Source organism: Mesorhizobium sp. BR1-1-15, from assembly GCF_020165475.1.
In the GTDB taxonomy this organism is placed as follows: domain Bacteria; phylum Pseudomonadota; class Alphaproteobacteria; order Rhizobiales; family Rhizobiaceae; genus Mesorhizobium.
Genome location: NZ_JAIUIF010000006.1, coordinates 233,390 through 250,685, shown reverse-complemented (window position 1 = coordinate 250,685; position 17,296 = coordinate 233,390). Strand labels below are relative to the sequence as shown.

15 protein-coding genes and 1 pseudogene are annotated in these 17,296 nt (G+C 62.6%); 7 read left to right on the top strand and 9 right to left on the bottom strand.

The window, feature by feature from the left end; all coding sequences use genetic code 11:
* Nucleotides 1-556 precede the first annotated feature (556 nt).
* From LB541_RS13850 to LB541_RS13835, 4 genes are all read left to right on the top strand, one after another.
* Nucleotides 557-2,113 carry an FAD-dependent monooxygenase gene (locus tag LB541_RS13850; RefSeq protein WP_140762129.1) on the top strand — a complete coding sequence of 519 codons (1,557 nt, stop codon included), beginning with the start codon at nucleotides 557-559 and terminating at the stop codon, nucleotides 2,111-2,113.
* A 47-nt stretch (nucleotides 2,114-2,160) separates the two neighbouring features.
* Entirely contained in the window at nucleotides 2,161-2,859 is a 699-nt protein-coding gene (locus LB541_RS13845) for a DUF2161 domain-containing phosphodiesterase (RefSeq protein ID WP_140625142.1), read from the top strand.
* A gap of 45 nt (nucleotides 2,860-2,904) precedes the next feature.
* Nucleotides 2,905-3,312, top strand: coding sequence for a DUF930 domain-containing protein (locus LB541_RS13840; RefSeq protein ID WP_140498595.1), 408 nt, complete (start codon nucleotides 2,905-2,907; stop codon nucleotides 3,310-3,312).
* A gap of 185 nt (nucleotides 3,313-3,497) precedes the next feature.
* Nucleotides 3,498-4,184, top strand: coding sequence for a TerC family protein (locus tag LB541_RS13835; RefSeq protein ID WP_140498596.1), 687 nt, complete (start codon nucleotides 3,498-3,500; stop codon nucleotides 4,182-4,184).
* A 29-nt stretch (nucleotides 4,185-4,213) separates the two neighbouring features.
* Here the strand turns inward: LB541_RS13835 and LB541_RS13830 are convergent, their stop codons facing one another.
* On the bottom strand, nucleotides 4,214-4,639 hold the full coding sequence (locus LB541_RS13830; protein WP_140561200.1) for a hypothetical protein: 426 nt from the start codon (nucleotides 4,637-4,639) through the stop codon (nucleotides 4,214-4,216).
* Between the two features lie 311 nt (nucleotides 4,640-4,950).
* On the opposite strand from LB541_RS13830, the gene rimO reads away from it, so the two are divergent.
* Nucleotides 4,951-6,264, top strand: coding sequence for a 30S ribosomal protein S12 methylthiotransferase RimO (gene rimO / locus LB541_RS13825; RefSeq protein ID WP_140498598.1), 1,314 nt, complete (start codon nucleotides 4,951-4,953; stop codon nucleotides 6,262-6,264).
* A 99-nt stretch (nucleotides 6,265-6,363) separates the two neighbouring features.
* Nucleotides 6,364-7,470 (top strand): acyltransferase family protein, encoded by a 1,107-nt coding sequence (locus tag LB541_RS13820; protein WP_224618655.1) that lies wholly within the window; start codon nucleotides 6,364-6,366, stop codon nucleotides 7,468-7,470.
* A 46-nt stretch (nucleotides 7,471-7,516) separates the two neighbouring features.
* Here LB541_RS13820 and LB541_RS13815 read toward each other — a convergent pair whose 3' ends face one another.
* The 8 genes and pseudogenes from LB541_RS13815 to LB541_RS13780 all read right to left on the bottom strand — a co-directional run bounded on the left by LB541_RS13815 (nucleotide 7,517) and on the right by LB541_RS13780 (nucleotide 15,820).
* Nucleotides 7,517-8,584: a BMP family ABC transporter substrate-binding protein gene (locus LB541_RS13815; protein ID WP_140498600.1), complete on the bottom strand. Its 1,068-nt coding sequence runs from the start codon at nucleotides 8,582-8,584 to the stop codon at nucleotides 7,517-7,519.
* Nucleotides 8,585-8,635: 51 nt separating this feature from the next.
* Nucleotides 8,636-9,556, bottom strand: coding sequence for an ABC transporter permease (locus tag LB541_RS13810; protein ID WP_140498601.1), 921 nt, complete (start codon nucleotides 9,554-9,556; stop codon nucleotides 8,636-8,638).
* Nucleotides 9,556-10,686, bottom strand: a complete 1,131-nt coding sequence (locus tag LB541_RS13805) for an ABC transporter permease (protein WP_224618654.1) — start codon at nucleotides 10,684-10,686, stop codon at nucleotides 9,556-9,558. The genes LB541_RS13810 and LB541_RS13805 overlap by 1 nt, the downstream gene beginning before the upstream one ends.
* On the bottom strand, nucleotides 10,683-12,260 hold the full coding sequence (locus LB541_RS13800; RefSeq protein WP_181165345.1) for an ABC transporter ATP-binding protein: 1,578 nt from the start codon (nucleotides 12,258-12,260) through the stop codon (nucleotides 10,683-10,685). The genes LB541_RS13805 and LB541_RS13800 overlap by 4 nt, the downstream gene beginning before the upstream one ends.
* 215 nt (nucleotides 12,261-12,475) lie before the next feature.
* Entirely contained in the window at nucleotides 12,476-13,453 is a 978-nt protein-coding gene (locus LB541_RS13795; RefSeq protein WP_140557210.1) for a quinone oxidoreductase family protein, read from the bottom strand.
* A gap of 27 nt (nucleotides 13,454-13,480) precedes the next feature.
* A complete protein-coding gene (gene pcsA, locus LB541_RS13790; RefSeq protein ID WP_140498605.1) occupies nucleotides 13,481-14,299 on the bottom strand; it encodes a phosphatidylcholine synthase in 819 nt (272 codons plus the stop codon).
* Nucleotides 14,296-14,910 carry a DUF1326 domain-containing protein gene (locus tag LB541_RS13785; protein ID WP_140498606.1) on the bottom strand — a complete coding sequence of 205 codons (615 nt, stop codon included), beginning with the start codon at nucleotides 14,908-14,910 and terminating at the stop codon, nucleotides 14,296-14,298. Before LB541_RS13785 ends, pcsA begins: the two co-directional genes overlap by 4 nt.
* Nucleotides 14,911-14,924: 14 nt before the next feature.
* A pseudogene (locus LB541_RS13780) lies at nucleotides 14,925-15,820 on the bottom strand (DUF2182 domain-containing protein).
* A 112-nt stretch (nucleotides 15,821-15,932) separates the two neighbouring features.
* On the opposite strand from LB541_RS13780, the gene LB541_RS13775 reads away from it, so the two are divergent.
* Entirely contained in the window at nucleotides 15,933-17,147 is a 1,215-nt protein-coding gene (locus LB541_RS13775; RefSeq protein WP_140515398.1) for a UbiH/UbiF family hydroxylase, read from the top strand.
* The last annotated feature ends 149 nt before the right edge of the window (nucleotides 17,148-17,296 follow it).

Genomic DNA, 17,296 nt, shown 5'->3' with positions numbered 1-17,296 from the left:
TGTTTGCAATGACACAACGCGCCACACTGGCGGTTGCCAAGCCTGAACTCGCCCTTGAAGTCGGCGCACCATAGATCGTTGGGCCGCATCGCCTGTGACGTGCGGCGACCTGGAGCCCTGCGAGCCGACGTGCCAAACATAACGCTTTATGAACGCATCCGCCGTCAGGAAGTCCTTAGGGTTGTACCACGGGAATGGCGCCCTGGAATACCATTCCATTCAAGCCGACCGACAGCGAAATTGCCACGAGACGAGCGAATCGAATAAGGCATCGGGCGTTTCATCGGTTCAAGCCTGAGCGCCCATGATTCCGTTCTGCATCGGCCGCAATCCCGTCCGTTGCGGATCGCTCACCGCAACGCTATAGAGCCGGTGTCGGAAAAGGCAGACTTGGTTTGGTAAGCCCAAGTCCTTTCGGTAACGAAAGCTCTGGTCTTTGGCCTCCTGCAGGAGATCCCCACGACGAACATCGGACGCTTCTCTCGCGTCCAATCGTTCGTCCGTGGTTCTCAAATCCGAGGAACGCTCCGGTCGAACATCGACAAAGGAGCAGTTCATGCACAACCGCCATCTGGATTCCCATGACGTAATAATTGCTGGTGCAGGCCCTGTCGGCCTGTTCCTCGCTTGTGAGTTGCGCCTCGCCGACCTCTCGGTGCTGGTGCTGGAGCAAGCCGAAGATCCGCACTCCCCGTTGAAGCAGCTTCCGTTCGGGCTGCGCGGCCTCTCGGTGCCCACCATCGAAGCCCTCTACCGTCGCGGTCTGCTGGACGACATCGTCGCTCCACAAAGTGCGAGGGATGGGACGGGCAACGGTGGCGCTGCGACTGGCGCGCACTGGCTGGATCAACCGCGCCGTCCGGGCGGCCATTTCGCAGGTATCCAGTTCTTCCACGATGCCATCGACGCCGCGAAATGGCCCTACCGCCTGCCAGGTTCGGCCACCGCCGCAATCGCGGTCGAAATGGCGCATCTCGAATCAGTCTTGGCCGCGCGCGCAATCGCAATGGGAGTCGAGATCAGGCGCGGCTTCGGTGTCGAGGATTTCGATCAGACGGATGAAGGCGTGACCGTTCGCGCCGGCGGTGAGATTTTTCGGGGATTTTGGCTTGTCGGCTGTGACGGCGGGCGCAGCACGGTGCGCAAGGCCGGCGACTTCGCGTTCGTCGGTACCGATCCGGAATTCACAGGCTATTCCGTTCAGATCGAAATGGCCGAGCCGGACAGGCTCACGCCGGGCCGCCACTACACGCCGACCGGCATGTACACTTATCAAAGACCCGGTACCGTCGCGATGGTCGAGTTCGATGGCGGGGCTTTCCACCGAATCCGGCCAATCACCTGCGACCATGTGCAGGCGGTTTTGCGCCGAGTATCCGGCGCGGACATCACGCTGACGGCCCTCAAACTCGCCGCCACCTGGACGGATCGCGCCTATCAGGCAACGACCTACCGCAAGGGACGAGTGCTGCTTGCCGGCGACGCCGCGCATATCCATTCCCCCTTGGGCGGCCAGGGTCTCAACCTCGGGCTCGGCGACGCGATGAACCTTGGCTGGAAGCTGGCCGCCACCATCCGCGGCGACGCGCCGGACGGTCTGCTCGACAGTTATTTCAGCGAACGCCATCCGGTCGGGGCGCAAATCCTCGACTGGTCGCGCGCCCAGGTCGCGCTCATGCGGCCAAGCCCGGCAACGCGCGCGCTCGAAACCATCATCCGCGACCTGATCGACACGCGCGACGGCGCGACATACTTCGCCGAACGGATATGGGGTATTTCTCTTCGCTACGATCCTGGCGGCGGCCACGGGCTGGTCGGGCGCAGTGTTCCCGATTTCGAGCTGATCGGAGGAAGAAAAATCGGCGAGTTCCTCCGCACGGGCAAGGGCCTGTTCCTTGACTTTGACGCTTGCCCATCGCTTGAAGCGCTTGCAGGCCGCTGGGGCGACCGGATCACCTACGTCGCCGGAAAGGCCAGGGATCAGCTTGGCTTGAGCGCCGTGCTCGTGCGCCCCGACGGCTTCGTGGCCTGGGCTGGCGAGGATGACCCCAACCCGGAGGAAGCCGCTCAAGCCGCATCACGATGGTTCGGCGAACCCCGGAAAGGCATGTAGACCTGCTCCCGAGGCTTTTCGTGCCGAATCGGCTAAGCCTTGGGCCTATGAACGAAACCTCACTCTACGCGCCGGTGAAGCGGTTTCTCGAAAGCCTGGATTTTGCCGTGAAGGGCGAGATCGGCGGCTGCGACATTGTCGCGCTGCGTGAGGGGGAGCCGCCCGTCGTCGTCATTTGCGAGTTGAAGCTGGCGTTCAATCTCGAACTGGTGCTGCAAGGCGTCGACCGCGCGACCGCCTGCGACGAGGTGTGGCTGGCCGCGCGCATGTCGGCCAGGGGCAAGGGACGCGAGAGCGACGCCCGGTTCCGCAATCTTTGCCGCCGGCTTGGCTTCGGCCTGCTCGGCGTAACGGCGAGCGACCGGGTCGAGGTGCTTCTGAGCCCGGTCACCGTCACGCCGCGCAAGAACCCACGGCGCCGCTCGCGGCTGGTCGACGAACATCGTCGGCGCCGCGGCGATCCTGTCGCGGGCGGGGGATCGCGCAATCCCATCATGACAGCATACCGCCAAAGCGCCCTCGCCTGCGCCGCGGCATTGGCCGACGGGCCCAAGCGCCCGCGCGATCTCAAGGCGCTGACGCCGCTTGCGCCGAAAATCCTGCTGCATAATGTCTATGGCTGGTTCGCGCGCGTCGACCGCGGCGTCTACGATCTGACCGACGCCGGCCGTGCCTCGCTGATGCGTTGGCCGCAGCCATCGCACGATGAATCCCGACACGGGATTTTGAACGCGCCGAGTGCCTGAGCGCGGGACAACGCCCGGCCCTTTGGTTGATTTTTCAGACAAAATATGCTGCTTGTCCCGCCCATGAAGACACTCTGCACGACGGTCATGGCGTTCTTGACCCTGGCTTTTCCGGCCAACGCCATGGACAGCGCCTTGCGCGCAGGCCTCCTGAAACTCGACCCGCAAACCCGCCTCGAACAGCGCTGTGATGCTGAAGTCCTCGACCGGATCACCCATGACGACCGCAAGTACAAGGCGGATCGGGTGGTCGCTTACGCCTTTGCCACGCCGGTCATGAGCGACGACGCCATTAAGAGCCCAGGAGCCGCCTTCCGCAGCAAGGGGCAATGGTACCGGCTGAAATTCAAGTGCGAGACGGCGCCGGACCATATGGAGGTTTTACAGCTCCGCTACCGCATCGGCGACGAGATTCCAGAGACCGACTGGGCAAAATACAATCTCTACGATTAGGTTTTTCACTGCCGTTTCGACTCGCTCGGCCGTGATTGTCGAATCCCCTCAATGGCGCCGCTGCAACGAAAGCGGTTTTGCGGCGTTGCCCGAAGCGATGTCTTGACGGCAAGGAACCATGCCTTTAGGGCGGGCTGGGCGATCGACAACGAACACTCGGCGAACAGGCAAGGGCTTCCAGGTCGATGGAAATATTTACTGCCGCAGGCTTATCGGCCCTTTTTCAGGTAATCGCGATCGATCTTGCGCTGGCTGGGGACAACGCCATCGTCATCGGCCTTGCGGCGGCCGGCTTGCCGGCCAGTCAGCGCAAACGGGCCATTCTGGTCGGCATCATCGCGGCCACCGTCCTTCGCATTTTCTTCGCCCTGATCACGCAATGGCTGCTGACAATTGGCCCCATGCTCCTCATCGCCGGCGGCCTGCTGCTGCTTTGGGTATGCTGGAAGATGTGGCGGGAGCTGGGTGTCAGCCACGAGCAGGAGCGCGACGCGACCGAAGCGCTGTCGAATGGCGATTTCGACAAGGATGGGACCATCGCCGGCAAGTCGCCGCGCAAGACCTTCTCGCAGGCCGCGTGGCAGATCGTCATTGCCGACGTCTCGATGTCGCTCGACAATGTCCTGGCCGTCGCGGGTGCGGCCATGAACCATCCGACGGTGCTGATCATCGGCCTCGCTCTGTCGATTGCGCTGATGGGCTTCGCCGCGTCCTTCGTCGCGCGCCTGCTGCACAAATACCGCTGGATCGCCTATATCGGCCTGCTGATCATCCTTTACGTCGCCGTGAAGATGCTTCTCGACGGCGCCGTGCAGCAGTTTCCCGACCAATTCGCTTTCCTGGCGCCGTGGTTCGGGTCGAGCGGCCACTGAGCTGGAGCCCTTGCGCCCGCCGATGTTGGTCAGTTTGAAATTGCAGCATAGTGGTTCATTCTAATTGGAATTGAACCGGTGCCCATCGGCGCGAAGAAGCATGTCCACCTATATCGCTGGTAAGGATCAAACTTCATATGGGGAATGATCGTTCGATAAAACGTCATTAGACGCTCGCAGATGTGGTATCGATCATCGGGCGCAGCCTGGACACGTTCTCTCGGGATAAACCACTCTGCTTCTTGTGGCTCATTCAAGTAGGTAGGGTGCAGCCTGACAAAATAGCCGTCTTTGGTCATCCTGACATCGTTGGAATCGATGGGGCGGCAATCCTTGTTTCCGCAGCAGTCATAGTGAAGAACGGGATCGGTCTTGCCCGTATACCAACCGTGTGCGTCCGCATCGCCGGGCAGCACAAGCCACGCCAATGCAATGTGTCCTAGCAACTGTCTCATGGGACTAGCCCCTCACCATTCTGCCTATAGCATATTAGTGAGTCCTAATCATAGCGCTGAAAGTCGCGTTGACTGGCTGCCATTACCCGACAATTCGCTTTAAGAGCCGCGAACCAACGGCTTTCGGCTTCTTCGCTTCGATCCGCACAACGAGATCGCCGATGTCGGAGAGCTTGCCTGTTTGCCTGATGGGGCAAGCCGTGCTATTGCGCCGCCCGACTTGAGCTCCTGCCAGAGCCGTGCAAACCGTTATATGTCGAGACTTCGAGCCGGATCAGCGTTTCCGGTTCATGTCCATTGGAACCTTGCCCATGTCCGCCCCGCGCGTCAGCTTCGTCAGTCTCGGATGCCCCAAAGCCCTGGTGGATTCCGAACGCATCATCACGCGCCTGCGCGCCGAGGGTTATGAGATCGCCCGCAAGCATGACGGTGCCGATCTCGTCGTGGTCAACACCTGCGGCTTCCTCGATTCCGCCCGTGATGAATCGCTCAACGCCATTGGTTCGGCGCTTTCGGAGAACGGCAGGGTCATCGTCACCGGCTGCCTGGGCGCCGAGCCCGATGTCATTCGCGAGAAGCATCCCAACGTTCTCGCCATCACCGGTCCGCAGGCCTATGAGAGCGTCATGGCGGCCGTGCACGAGGCTGCGCCGCCGAGCCATGATCCCTATATCGATCTGCTGCCGCCTCAAGGCGTCAAGCTCACGCCGCGCCACTATGCCTATCTCAAGATTTCGGAAGGCTGCAACAATCGCTGCACCTTCTGCATCATCCCGGCGCTGCGCGGCGACCTTGTCTCGCGGCCGGCGGCCGATGTGCTGCGTGAAGCCGAGAAACTGGCCAAGGCCGGCGTTAAGGAACTCCTCGTCATCTCGCAGGACACCAGTGCCTACGGCATCGACATCAAATACCAGGCCAGCATGTTCGGTGATCGTGAAGTGCGGGCGAAGTTCCTCGACCTGTCCGAGGAATTGGGCAAGCTCGGCATCTGGGTGCGCATGCACTATGTCTACCCCTACCCGCACGTGGCCGACGTCATCCCGCTGATGGCCGAGGGAAAAATCCTTCCCTACCTCGACATCCCCTTCCAGCATGCGTCGCCGCAGGTGTTGAAGAACATGCGCCGGCCGGCACATGGCGAAAAGACGCTTGAGCGCATTCGCGGCTGGCGCGATGTGTGTCCCGACCTCGCCATCCGCTCGACCTTCATCGTCGGCTTTCCCGGCGAGACCGACGAGGATTTCGAGATGCTGCTCGACTGGCTGGATGAAGCGAAGATCGATCGCGCCGGATGCTTCAAATATGAACCTGTACGGGGCGCGCGCTCCAACGAACTCGGCCTTGAGCAGGTGCCGCAGGAAATCAAGGAGGCGCGCTGGCACCGCTTCATGCAGCGCCAGCAGAAGATCTCGGCGACGCAATTGGCCAAGAAGGTCGGCAAGCGCCTGCCGGTGCTGATCGACGAAGCACATGGCACGTCGGCCAAGGGCCGCACCAAATACGATGCGCCGGAGATCGATGGTTCCGTCCACATCCAGTCGCGACGCCCGCTGCGCGCCGGCGACATCGTCACCGTCAAGGTCGATCGCGCCGACGCCTATGATCTCTACGGTTCGGCCGTCTGAGGGCTGCGATTTACCACATTTCGCGATAGTTCCGGCCATTTACCCTGTGCGGCCGCCGTCTGCCTTATGGTTTCCGGACCGTAAACGCAGGGACTCAGGATGGACCCCAGACCTGTCCGCCAGGATTATATCGCGACGCTCGACCTGTTGAGGCTGGCGGCGGCGCTGGCCGTTGTGCTGTTTCACTATTTCTTCCGCGGCGCGGCTGCCGACGGCTTTCTCACGACGGGCTATCCTCATGCCGCTCCACTCGCTCTGTACGGCTATCTCGGCGTCAATCTTTTCTTTCTGATCAGCGGTTTCGTCATCGCATGGTCGGCGGAAGGCGGCGGCTGGGAAGAATTCGCCGTCGCGCGTTTCGCGCGTCTATATCCGGGCTTTCTGCTCTGCATGACGATAAGCTTCGCGGTTATCGCCTTTTCCGGCACGCCGCTGCTCCCAGCCTCCTTCAGCCAGTATCTCGCCAATCTCACAATGTTCGCGCCGGCCGTCGGCCAACCTTTCATGGACGGCGTCTACTGGTCGGTCGTGCTTGAAGTGGTTTTCTACGGCTGGGTGACGCTGGCCCTGATTGCCGGCGTTTTCCAGCGATGGAAATTGGGGCTGATCCTCGGCTGGCTGGCGATCTCGGCGGTCAATGAACTCTTGCTCGGCAGCGGCGCGGCGCGGCTTCTGTTTCTCACCGAGTTCGGGCCGTTCTTCGCCGCCGGCATGCTGGTCCATCATCTCCACGCGCATGGTCGCTCAGTGCCGGCCTTGCTGCTGCTGGCCGCCGCCTTCGTGCTCTCCAGCTATACGCTGTCTGTCACGCAACAGTGGATGATCGGGCACTACGGCATTGCGGTCTCGTCCGCCCATCTCGTGGCCGCCAACGTGGTGATGCACGCGGCGCTGATCGGCGCTGTCCTGCTGCGCCACCGGATCAGGCCGTCGGCGTTCACGCTGGCTCTCGGCGGGCTGACTTACCCGCTTTATCTCATTCACCAGAATGCCGGCTACCTCTTCATCAACGCCTTGACGCCGCTGGCCGGCAAATGGGTTGCAGCGTGGACCTGCGTGGCGCTCATGGTTTTGGTGTCGTGGGCGATCTGGCGCTATTTCGAGCGGCCGGTGCAGCGTTGGCTCAGGATCCGGCTCAGTCTCGTGGTGGACGCCGGCCTGGTGCGGTTTCGCCATGTCTCGGTGGCCGCGCAAGCCGCCGAATGAGAAAGGGCGCCGCGCGGCGCCCTTCCCTGACGAACGTACGTAGAGCTTATTGCGGCAGCTTGTCGTCGACGCCCTTGACGTAGAAATTCATGCCGAGCAGCGTGCCGTCATCGGCGACCTCGCCGTCCTTCAGCCATGGCGAGCCGTCCTGCTTGGCGATCGGTCCGGTGAAGGGATTCCAGCCGCCGGCAATTTTCTTTTCGGTCGCCTCGGCCATTGCCTTCACGTCGTCGGGCATATTGGTGTAAGGCGCGAGCTTCACCGCGCCGTCCTTGATGCCGAGCCAGACATTGTCGGGCTTCCAGGTGCCGTCGATCGCTGCCTGAACCCGGCTGATGTAATAAGGTCCCCATTCGTCGGTCAGCGAGGTCAACTGCGCGTTCGGCGCGAACTTGATCATGTCGGAGGACTGGCCGAAGCCGTGCAGCTTGCGCTCCTCGGCCACCTGCAGGGCCGCGGTCGAATCCGTGTGCTGGACGATGATATCGGCTCCCTGGTCGAACAGGGCCTTGGCCGCATCGGCTTCCTTGCCCGGATCGAACCAGGAATTCACCCAGACGATCTTGGCCTTGAAATTCGGATTGATCGACTGCGCGCCGAGCATGAAGGAGTTGATGCCCATCACCACTTCCGGGATCGGGAAGGAGACGATGTAGCCGGCGACGCCGGACTTCGATTCCTTGGCCGCGATCTGACCGAGCACATAGCGGCCTTCATAGAAGCGCGCATTGTAGATGCCGAGATTGTCCGCCGTCTTGTAGCCGGTGGCGTGCTCGAACATCACCTTGGGGAACTTCTTGGCGACCTTCACTTCGGCGTCCATGAAGCCGAAGGACGTGCCGAAGATGATCTTGCAGCCTTCGCGCGCCAGCCGCTCGAAAGCACGGTCGGCATCGGGGCCTTCGGAGACGTTTTCAAGATAGGCGGTCTCGACCTTGTCGCCGAGCGCCTTTTCGACTTCGAGGCGGCCCTGGTCGTGCTGGTAGGAATAGCCGAAGTCGCCGATAGGGCCGGTATAGACCCAGCATGCCTTCAGCTTGTCGGCGGCCTCCGCGGACGCGACCAGCGAAAATGCCGCTGTCGTCGTCATCAGGGCAATAAGCAGTTTTTTCATCGTGTTACCTCTCTGAGTTAAGCCTTGGAGCTTCCCGTCTTGTTATTGTTGTCAACGATCCGGAACGAATGGCTGCCCCAAGGAAGCCGGTGTGTTCATCATCGTCAGACGCTTGTTGCGCGAGATTAGAACGAGAACCACGACCGTCGCCAGATAGGGCAACGAAGAAAGCAGTTGCGAAGGCACCGGAATGCCAAAAGCCTGTGCATGAAGCTGGCCGATCCACACCGCGCCGAAGATATAGGCGCCCGCCAGCACCCGCCACGGCCGCCAGGACGCGAACACCACCAACGCAAGCGCGATCCAGCCGCGGCCCGCGCTCATGTTCTCGACCCATTGCGGGGTGTAGACCAGCGAGAGATGGCCGCCGGCAAGACCGGCGCAGGCGCCGCCGAAGATCACCGAGAGATAGCGGTAGCGGATGACCCTGATGCCGAGCGCATGCGCCGAGGCGTGGCTGTCGCCGATCGAGCGCAGCGTCAGCCCGGTGCGCGTCCGGAACAGGAACCACATCACCGCCGCCGTCAGCGCGATCGAGATGTAGAACAACGGATCCTGGCCGAACAGCAGTCTGCCCACCACCGGGATGGAGCTGAGCCCGGGAATATCGAGATTGGGCAACCTGACGCCGGGCTGGCCGACGAAACTGGTTCCCATCATGCCGGAGAGGCCGAGGCCGAGCAGTGTCAGCGACAGGCCGGTCGCCACCTGGTTGGTGGCCAGCGACAGCGTCATGACGGCAAACAGCAGCGAGAACAGCGCGCCCATGGCGATGGCCGCCAAGAGCCCGATCCAGGGCGAGCCGGTCAGATAGCCTGCGCCGAAACCGCCGACGGCGCCCATGATCATCATGCCTTCGACGCCAAGGTTGAGCACGCCGGAGCGTTCGACCACCAGTTCCCCGATCGCCGCAATGAGCAGCGGCGTCGCCGCCGTGGCGATGGTCAGGAGGATGTTGACGGTGATGTCCATCAGCGGGCTTCCTTCAACTTTGGCGCGGCCTCGAGCTTCGCGGCACTCTCCGATTTGGTCAGCGCCAGACCGATCAACCGGATGCGGTAATGGATGAGCGTGTCGCAGCCGAGCACGAAGAACAGCAGCATGCCCTGGAACACGCGCGCCACCTTGTCGGAGATGCCGAGCGCGCTTTGCACCGCCTCGCCGCCGAGATAGGTCAGGGCCAGCACCAGGCCCGCCGCGACGATGCCGAGCGGATTGAGCCGGCCAAGGAACGCCACGATGATGGCGGTGAAGCCGTAGCCGGGCGAAATGACGGGCTGAAGTTGCCCGATGGCGCCGGAAACTTCCGATATCCCGGCAAGCCCGGCCAGGGCGCCCGACAACAGGAAGGCGAAGAAGACCATGCGGTTGAGGCCGAAGCCGGCGAAGCGCCCTGCCCTCGGGCTGGAGCCGAGCACGCGAACCTCGAAACCCTTGAGCATGCGGCTCATCATCAGCCACACCAGCACCGCCGCGACCAGCGCGAACACGAAGCCCCAATTGGCGCGGCCGGCATCCGGCATCAGTTCCGGCAGGATGGCGGAATCGCCGAATTGGATGGTCTGCGGGAAGCCATGGCCCTGCGGGTCGCGCCAGGGTCCGCGCACCAGCCAGTCGAGGAAGAGCTGTGCGACGTAAACCAGCATCAGGCTGGTCAGGATCTCGTTGGTGCTGAAGCGGGTTTTCAGAAATGCGGGGATAGCCGCGTAGGCGGAACCGCCGACCATGCCCAGCAGAAGCATCAGCGGCAGCACCAATGGGCCCTCGAACCCAGGAAACAGCACCGGAACGGCCGAGCCGAAGATGGCGCCGAAGATGAACTGGCCTTCGGCGCCGATGTTCCAGATGTTGGCCTTGTAGCAGACCGACAGGCCGACCGCGATCAGGATCAGCGGCGCCGCCTTGATCGCCAGCTCGTGCAACTGCCAGACCTGGCTGACCGGCTCGATGAAATAGATGTTGAACGCGCTGAACGGGTTGACCCCGAGCAGCGCGAACATGATGCCGCCCGCGATGATCGTCAGCGCGAAGGCGATGAATGGCGACAGCATGGAAAACAGCGCCGAGCGCTGCGGCCGTTTGACGAGTTCGAGGCGCATCATGCCGTCTCCAGCGTGTGTTCGGCGTGGCCTGGTTCGGCGCCGCCCATCAGCAGGCCGATTTTTTCGAAGGTCGCCTCGGCGATCGCCAGCGGCCTGGACAGTTCGCCATTGTGCATCACCGCGATCGCATCCGATATCTCGAACAGCTCGTCGAGATCCTGGCTGATGACCAACACCGCCGATCCGCTGCGGGACAGTTCGATGAGTGCCTGGCGGATATGGGCGGCTGCGCCTGCATCGACACCCCAGGTCGGCTGGTTGACCACCATGACGTCAGGCCTGCGGTCGAGTTCACGGCCGACGATGAATTTCTGCAGATTGCCGCCGGACAGCGCTGCCGCCTCCGGATCGGGCGCGCTCTTGCGCACGTCCATCGCCTCGATGATGCGCTGGGCGGCGGCGTAGACGGTGCCGCTCTTGACCATTCCGCCCGTCCCGACGAAGGTCTTGCCGTCGGTGGCATGGCGCGACAGGAGCAGGTTTTCCGAAAGCCGCATGCGCGGGGCGGCACCATGGCCGAGGCGCTCCTCCGGCACGAAGGCTGCACCCAGCAGCCGGCGCCCGGTGATGCTGAGGCTGCCCGCATCCTTGCCGCGAATGCGCACCGAGGCGGCATCCGGCTGCAGGACTTCACCGGAAACGGATTCGAAGAACTCGCCCTGGCCGTTGCCCGCGACACCGGCGATGCCGATCACCTCGCCGGCGCGGACGGTGAGATTGATATTCTTGAGCGGGATCGAAAACGGCGTCGCCGGCTTGCGGCTGAGGCCGCGGATTTCGAGCAGGGACTGTGCCGTTTCGATGCCCGCGACCGGCGCGCGCACCACGGCCTGCACTTCGTTGCCGACCATCATGCGGGCCAAGGACGCGGCGGTCTCCTCGCGCGGATTGCAGTGGCCGACCACCTTGCCGTGCCGCAGCACGGTGGCGCGGTCGCAGATGCGTTTGACCTCCTCCAGCCGGTGCGAGATGTACAGGATCGATTTGCCTTCCGAGCGCAGACGTTCGAGCGTCTCGAACAGCTTGTCGGCCTCCTGCGGCGTCAGCACCGAAGTCGGCTCGTCGAGGATGATGAGCTGCGGCGTCTGCAGCAGGCAGCGGATGATCTCGATGCGCTGGCGCTCGCCCACCGACAGGTCGCCGACCAGCGATTCCGGATCGAGCGGCAGGCCATAGCTGTAGGAAAGCGCCCTCGCCTTGGCCGCGATGCTGCTGATCGGCGAACCGTCATCCAGGGAAAGCGCGATGTTCTCGGCCGCCGTCAGTGCCTCGAACAGCGAGAAGTGCTGGAATACCATGCCGATGCCGAGCTTTTTCGCGACGCCCGGGCTGGTAATTCGGACGGCCTGGCCATTCCAGAAGATCTCGCCGGAATTGGGTTCCAGCGAGCCGAACAGCATCTTGACCAGCGTCGACTTGCCGGCGCCGTTCTCGCCGAGCAGCGCGTGGATCTCACCCTTGGCGATGTCGAGGTCGACATGATCGCACGCCGTCAGCGTGCCGAAAATCTTGGTAAGGCCGCGAACCTCAAGCAGATTCGCTCCGTTATGATTTGCACTCACAGTGCCTCCCATCCGGGTTCCCGGATATGTTCTGTGTTCCCGCAAGCATCGTATGCGCGGCCAGCTCCCATGCGAAAGCAGCACTCGACTTGAAAGAGCTTCAAGAATTTCAGCGGAAACTCAAGGGCAAAGATCAGTCTTCTTCGCGCAACCACGCGGCGGGCCGGCTTTTCGTGCAAACCTTGCCGGCACCTGCGGCAGAGAGCTGAAAACCAGGGCAGTTTCCGTCAGGGAACCAGTATGGTCGTGCCTGTCGTGCGGCGCCCTTCAAGATCCGCGTGCGCCTTGCCCGCATCCTTGAGTGCATAACGCTGGTTGATCTTGATCTCGACGGCGCCGCTGAGCACGACCTCGAACAAGGCCGCGGCCGAGGCGTCCAGATCCTCGCGTTTTGCATTGTAGACGAACAACGTCGGCCTTGTGGCGAACAAGGATCCTTTCTGCGCCAGCAGCGACATCGAGAATGGCGGGATCGGTCCCGACGACTGGCCGAAGCTGACGAACATGCCGAGCGGCTTCAGGCAGTCGAGCGAGGCCGGGAATGTGTCGTTGCCGACGGAGTCGTAGACGACGTCGCATTTTTTGCCGCCGGTGATGGCCGCGACGCCGGCAACGAAATCCTGTTCCTTGTAGTTGATGACATGGTCGAAGCCGTGTGCCTTTGCGAGTTCGATCTTGTCGCTCGAACTTGCCGTGCCGATGACGGTCGCGCCCAGATGCTTCGCCCATTGGCCGAGAATGAGCCCGACGCCGCCGGCTGCCGCATGGAACAGGATGGTGTCGCCTGCCTTGACCTTGAAAGTCCGGCGCAAGAGATATTCGGCGGTCATGCCTTTCAGCATCATTGCTGCCGCCTGCTCGTCGCTGATGCCGTCCGGCACCTTGACGACCTTGCTGGCATCGATGACGCGCTCCTGCGCATAGGCGCCTGTGGTGACGGCATAGGCGATCCGGTCGCCGGGCTTCAGCCAGTCAACGCCCTCGCCCACAGTCAGGACCAAACCGGCGGCCTCGCTGCCGGGAATAAGCGGAAACCCGCCGGGCGGCGGATAGAGACCGGAGCGATGATAGACGTCGATGAAATTGAGGCCGATTGCCGTGTGCCTGACCAGGATCTGCCCTGATCCCGGTTGGCCGGGATCGGTGTCCTCATAGGTCAGGACTTCCGGACCGCCATGGGCGTGGATGCGGACTGCTTTGGGCATGGTGGGCTTCCTTGAGAAATTTGCCGATCAGGCTTTTTTGGCACCGAGATTTGGAAAGAACTGCATGATGCCGCCGATACAGGCGAGATAGAGCCCGGTAACGGTAATGCCAATCTTTATGAAGGTGCTGACCTGCGCGCCCAGCACGCCGATCTGGTCATAGAAGGCGGCGAGTGCCGCTTGCGCAAGCGCAAGCGCGCCGAAAGCGCACCACAAAAGAGTCATTGCGAGATTGATGCGCCGCAGCCGCACCACCCTAACCGGATGGATGAAGTTGATCGGAACGAATGTCAGGATGCCCGCCACCACGACCACCGCGAACGAGACCCATTGTCCCGGCTCGATGACGAAGAGCGTGAACACCACCATGTTCCAGACAACGGGGAATCCCTTGAAGAAATTCTCCTTCGTCTTCATGCCGGTGTCTGCATAGTAGATCGCGCTGGACACCACGATGATGGCCGCCGACAGGAACGACAGGCCCTCGCCCATGAAGCCGCGCTGATAGAGCGCGAAGGCCGGGATCAGCACATAGGTGACATAGTCGATGATGTTGTCGAGGAGCTCTCCCGACCATGTTGGCAGGATCTCCTTGACCTCGAGCTTGCGCGCGATCGGCCCGTCTATGCCGTCGACGAACAGCGCCAGCCCCAGCCACCAGAACATGGCCGTCCAGCGCTCCTCGCTCGCCGCCACCAGCGACAGGAAGGCCAGGAACGAACCGGAGGCGGTCAGGAGATGCACCGAAAAGGCGCGCGCCTGCGGCCAGGTGACTTTCTTCTTCGGCCGCGGAATCCGGTCGGCGATTTTCTTGGCGGCTTTCCTGGCCGTTGTGTTCTTGCTCACGGGCCCTGCCAGTCCAGCTTGCAGATTTCGGCTGAACGGCCGCCGAAATTCCAGTTGCGACCAAAGGCTCGCATCTTGCTCTTGTCGGACTTGGCCACGATGATCTCCGGCGCGATCCAATATTCCGAATTGCTGATCACCGTGTCCTTGTCGCGGTCCTTGCCGACAATTGGCGTGACCGCCCCATCGATGATCTTCGGTATCTGGAAGATACGCGTCTTGTCGCGTGTCTCATAGGTAATCGGCACTTGTTCGACACCGAGGAATTTGCCGACGAGGATCGAAAGCAGCGACGTCGTCCCGCCCGCCTTGCCGGTGAAAATCTTCGTCAACGCCTTGACCGCGTAGATCGAGGCTCTGACGTCGATGAACAGGCCGGCGGTCCAGTTGCCGCGGCTCATATAGCCGGGGATTTCCATGATCAGCCCGAGATTAAGCCCTGACAGGTCGACCTCTCCGAAATGACCGGCATCGATACGGAAACCCGCCCAGGTCTGGCAATAGCCTTCGGTCGGAGGATGGCTGCCCAGCGACAGCACGCAAGGGCAAAAAACCGTGCAATTGCAGGAGAGTACGAGCTCCCCCTTCATTGCCCAGCTCGGATCCGTCATCGAGTTTCCCCCACTCATAGCGAGACTACTAGCAGCGCGGCTGCCCAGACAAGCAGTATCGCACCGGCCAGCCGGGTTGGAAGCCTGCCCGCGGCTTGTTTTTCGATCAGGGTGAACAGGCCGATCAGCGCCATCCAGAAGACGTTCATCACGCCCACGGCGAACATCACCAGCATCAGTGCCCAGCAACAGCCAAGGCACCAGATGCCTTGCGCGACGCCGAGCCGGAAAATGGCTGCAGGCCGCGCGCTCCAGTTGGAAAACAGGATCGCGAAGGGGTTCCTGCATTTCTTCAGGCAGGCCTCCTTCAGACCACTGAACTGGTAGAGGCCGGCGACCAGCAAGGCGACAGCGCCGGCAATGCCCAGAACCGGATCGAACATCTGGCCTGACGAGGCGAGCGCATCGATGGCGAGCGTCAGCGCCGCAAACCCAGCCGACGCGGCCAGCCATGTCGAGAGATAGCCGGCGACCAGCACCAGCGGATGGACGACCGGCTCATGCCTGATCCTGGCCGTATCGGCGATCTCGCAATAGGTTCGGATCATCGGTGCCGCCGAGGGCAGCATCGTCGCGGTCGCCATCAGGAACCACATTGCCGTCAGCGCACCGGCGCGCGGGCCGATATCTCCGTCCAGGGGCGCGGCCGAGAGGCAGAGGGCGAAGAACCGGGCACGGAATCGGGCAACGGCAGCTGCGGCAGGGTTTTCAACAAGGCGTCGCCGGGCGCGCCGATACCCGCGGCGCGTCCCTCCGCGGCGCGGACCGCCATTGCGGCCAGGGACAGCCAGGCAAGCAGGATGCCGGCGCCGACAACGAGGTTCACCGTCAAACGCGGGTTGCGTGCGATATCGGCCGTCGCACGGCCTGCGCTGTCGAGATGGCTGAAGTCGTCCTGGCGGCCGGTCATGACCTTCGAATGGGCCGAATCGCCCCGTTGATCAAGCCGTATGACCTGACCTATATGCTCATCGAGTGGCGGGGCGCGTGCGCTGCCCCGCATCGCAAGCCGGAAGCCGATCTTGGAGCATCAGAAAACAACACGGATACTCATCGCCGGCACGGGGCCGGCAGGGCTGATCGCCGCGCTCGGTTTCGCCGATGCCGGCTTTCCGGTGACGCTCGTCGGGCCGGAGGCATCCGCTCCCGATGGCCGCACGACGGCACTGATGAACCCTGCCTTGAAGGTGCTTGAGCGGCTGGGCGTCCTCGCCGACATCAAGCCGCAGGCCGCGCCCCTCAAGGTGATGCGCATCGTCGACGCGACCAACCGATTGATCCGCAGTCCGGTCGTCACCTTCCGCGCCAGCGAGATCGACGAGGATCAGTTCGGGCTCAACCTGCCCAATAGCGTCCTCATTCCCGCGCTCGCCGGCAGGGTTGCCGCGCATTCCGGGATCGCGTGGCTGACATCCATGGTCGATGCCTGGCATCTCGGCGCCGATAAGGCTCGCGCGGCCCTTGCCGACGGCAGCGTGATCGAAGCATCCCTGGCGGTTGCCGCCGACGGACGCCTGTCGCCGGCGCGCCAGGCGGCGGGCATCTCGACCGCCGCCCGGACTTATCCCCAGGCAGCGCTGGTGCTCAACTTCTCCCACGGCCGCGATCATGCCTTCACCTCGACCGAACTCCATACCGAAACCGGTCCGTTCACGCAGGTTCCGCTGCCCGGCAACCGCTCGAGCCTGGTCTGGGTGGTCAAGCCGGAAACCGCCACGGAACTTGCCGCGCTGGACGATGCGACGTTGTCGCTGCGGGTCGAACAGCGGATGCAGTCCATGCTGGGCCGGGTGACGGTCGAGCCAGGCCGGCAGGTCTATCCGCTTGCAACGGCGACGCCGCTGCGTTTTGCGCGCGACCGGGTGGCGCTTGTCGGCGAAGCCGCCCACGTATTTCCGCCGATCGGCGCGCAAGGGCTCAATCTTGGCATCAGGGATATCGACGATCTTATTGGAATCGCGAATGAAAATTATGAGGACCCAGGGGCCGCGAAAGCCCTCGCCATCTATGACTTCAAGCGCCGGCCCGATATTCTGGCGCGCAGCAGCGCGGTCAATCTACTGAACATGTCGCTGCTTTCCGACCTGCTGCCGGCGCAGATGGCGCGCGGTGCCGGGCTCGGCGTGCTTGGTGGTTTTGCACCGCTTCGCGCTTTCTTCATGCGCGAAGGGCTTCGTCCCGGCAGCGGGTTTGCGGCGCTTGGCGGTGGCTTGGGAAAGCAAGCGCGCCAGCAGTGAGCTTGCGAACACATTTGCTGCCGGCAGGCATCGATGGCCGGCAACTCGCCCACAATCTTTGCTACGTATCACACGCAGCTTGAGGACGCTCAAAGCTTCGGGATTGAATTGATTCGGAGTCTGCGCCAAATAAAGCTAAGGAATTCAGT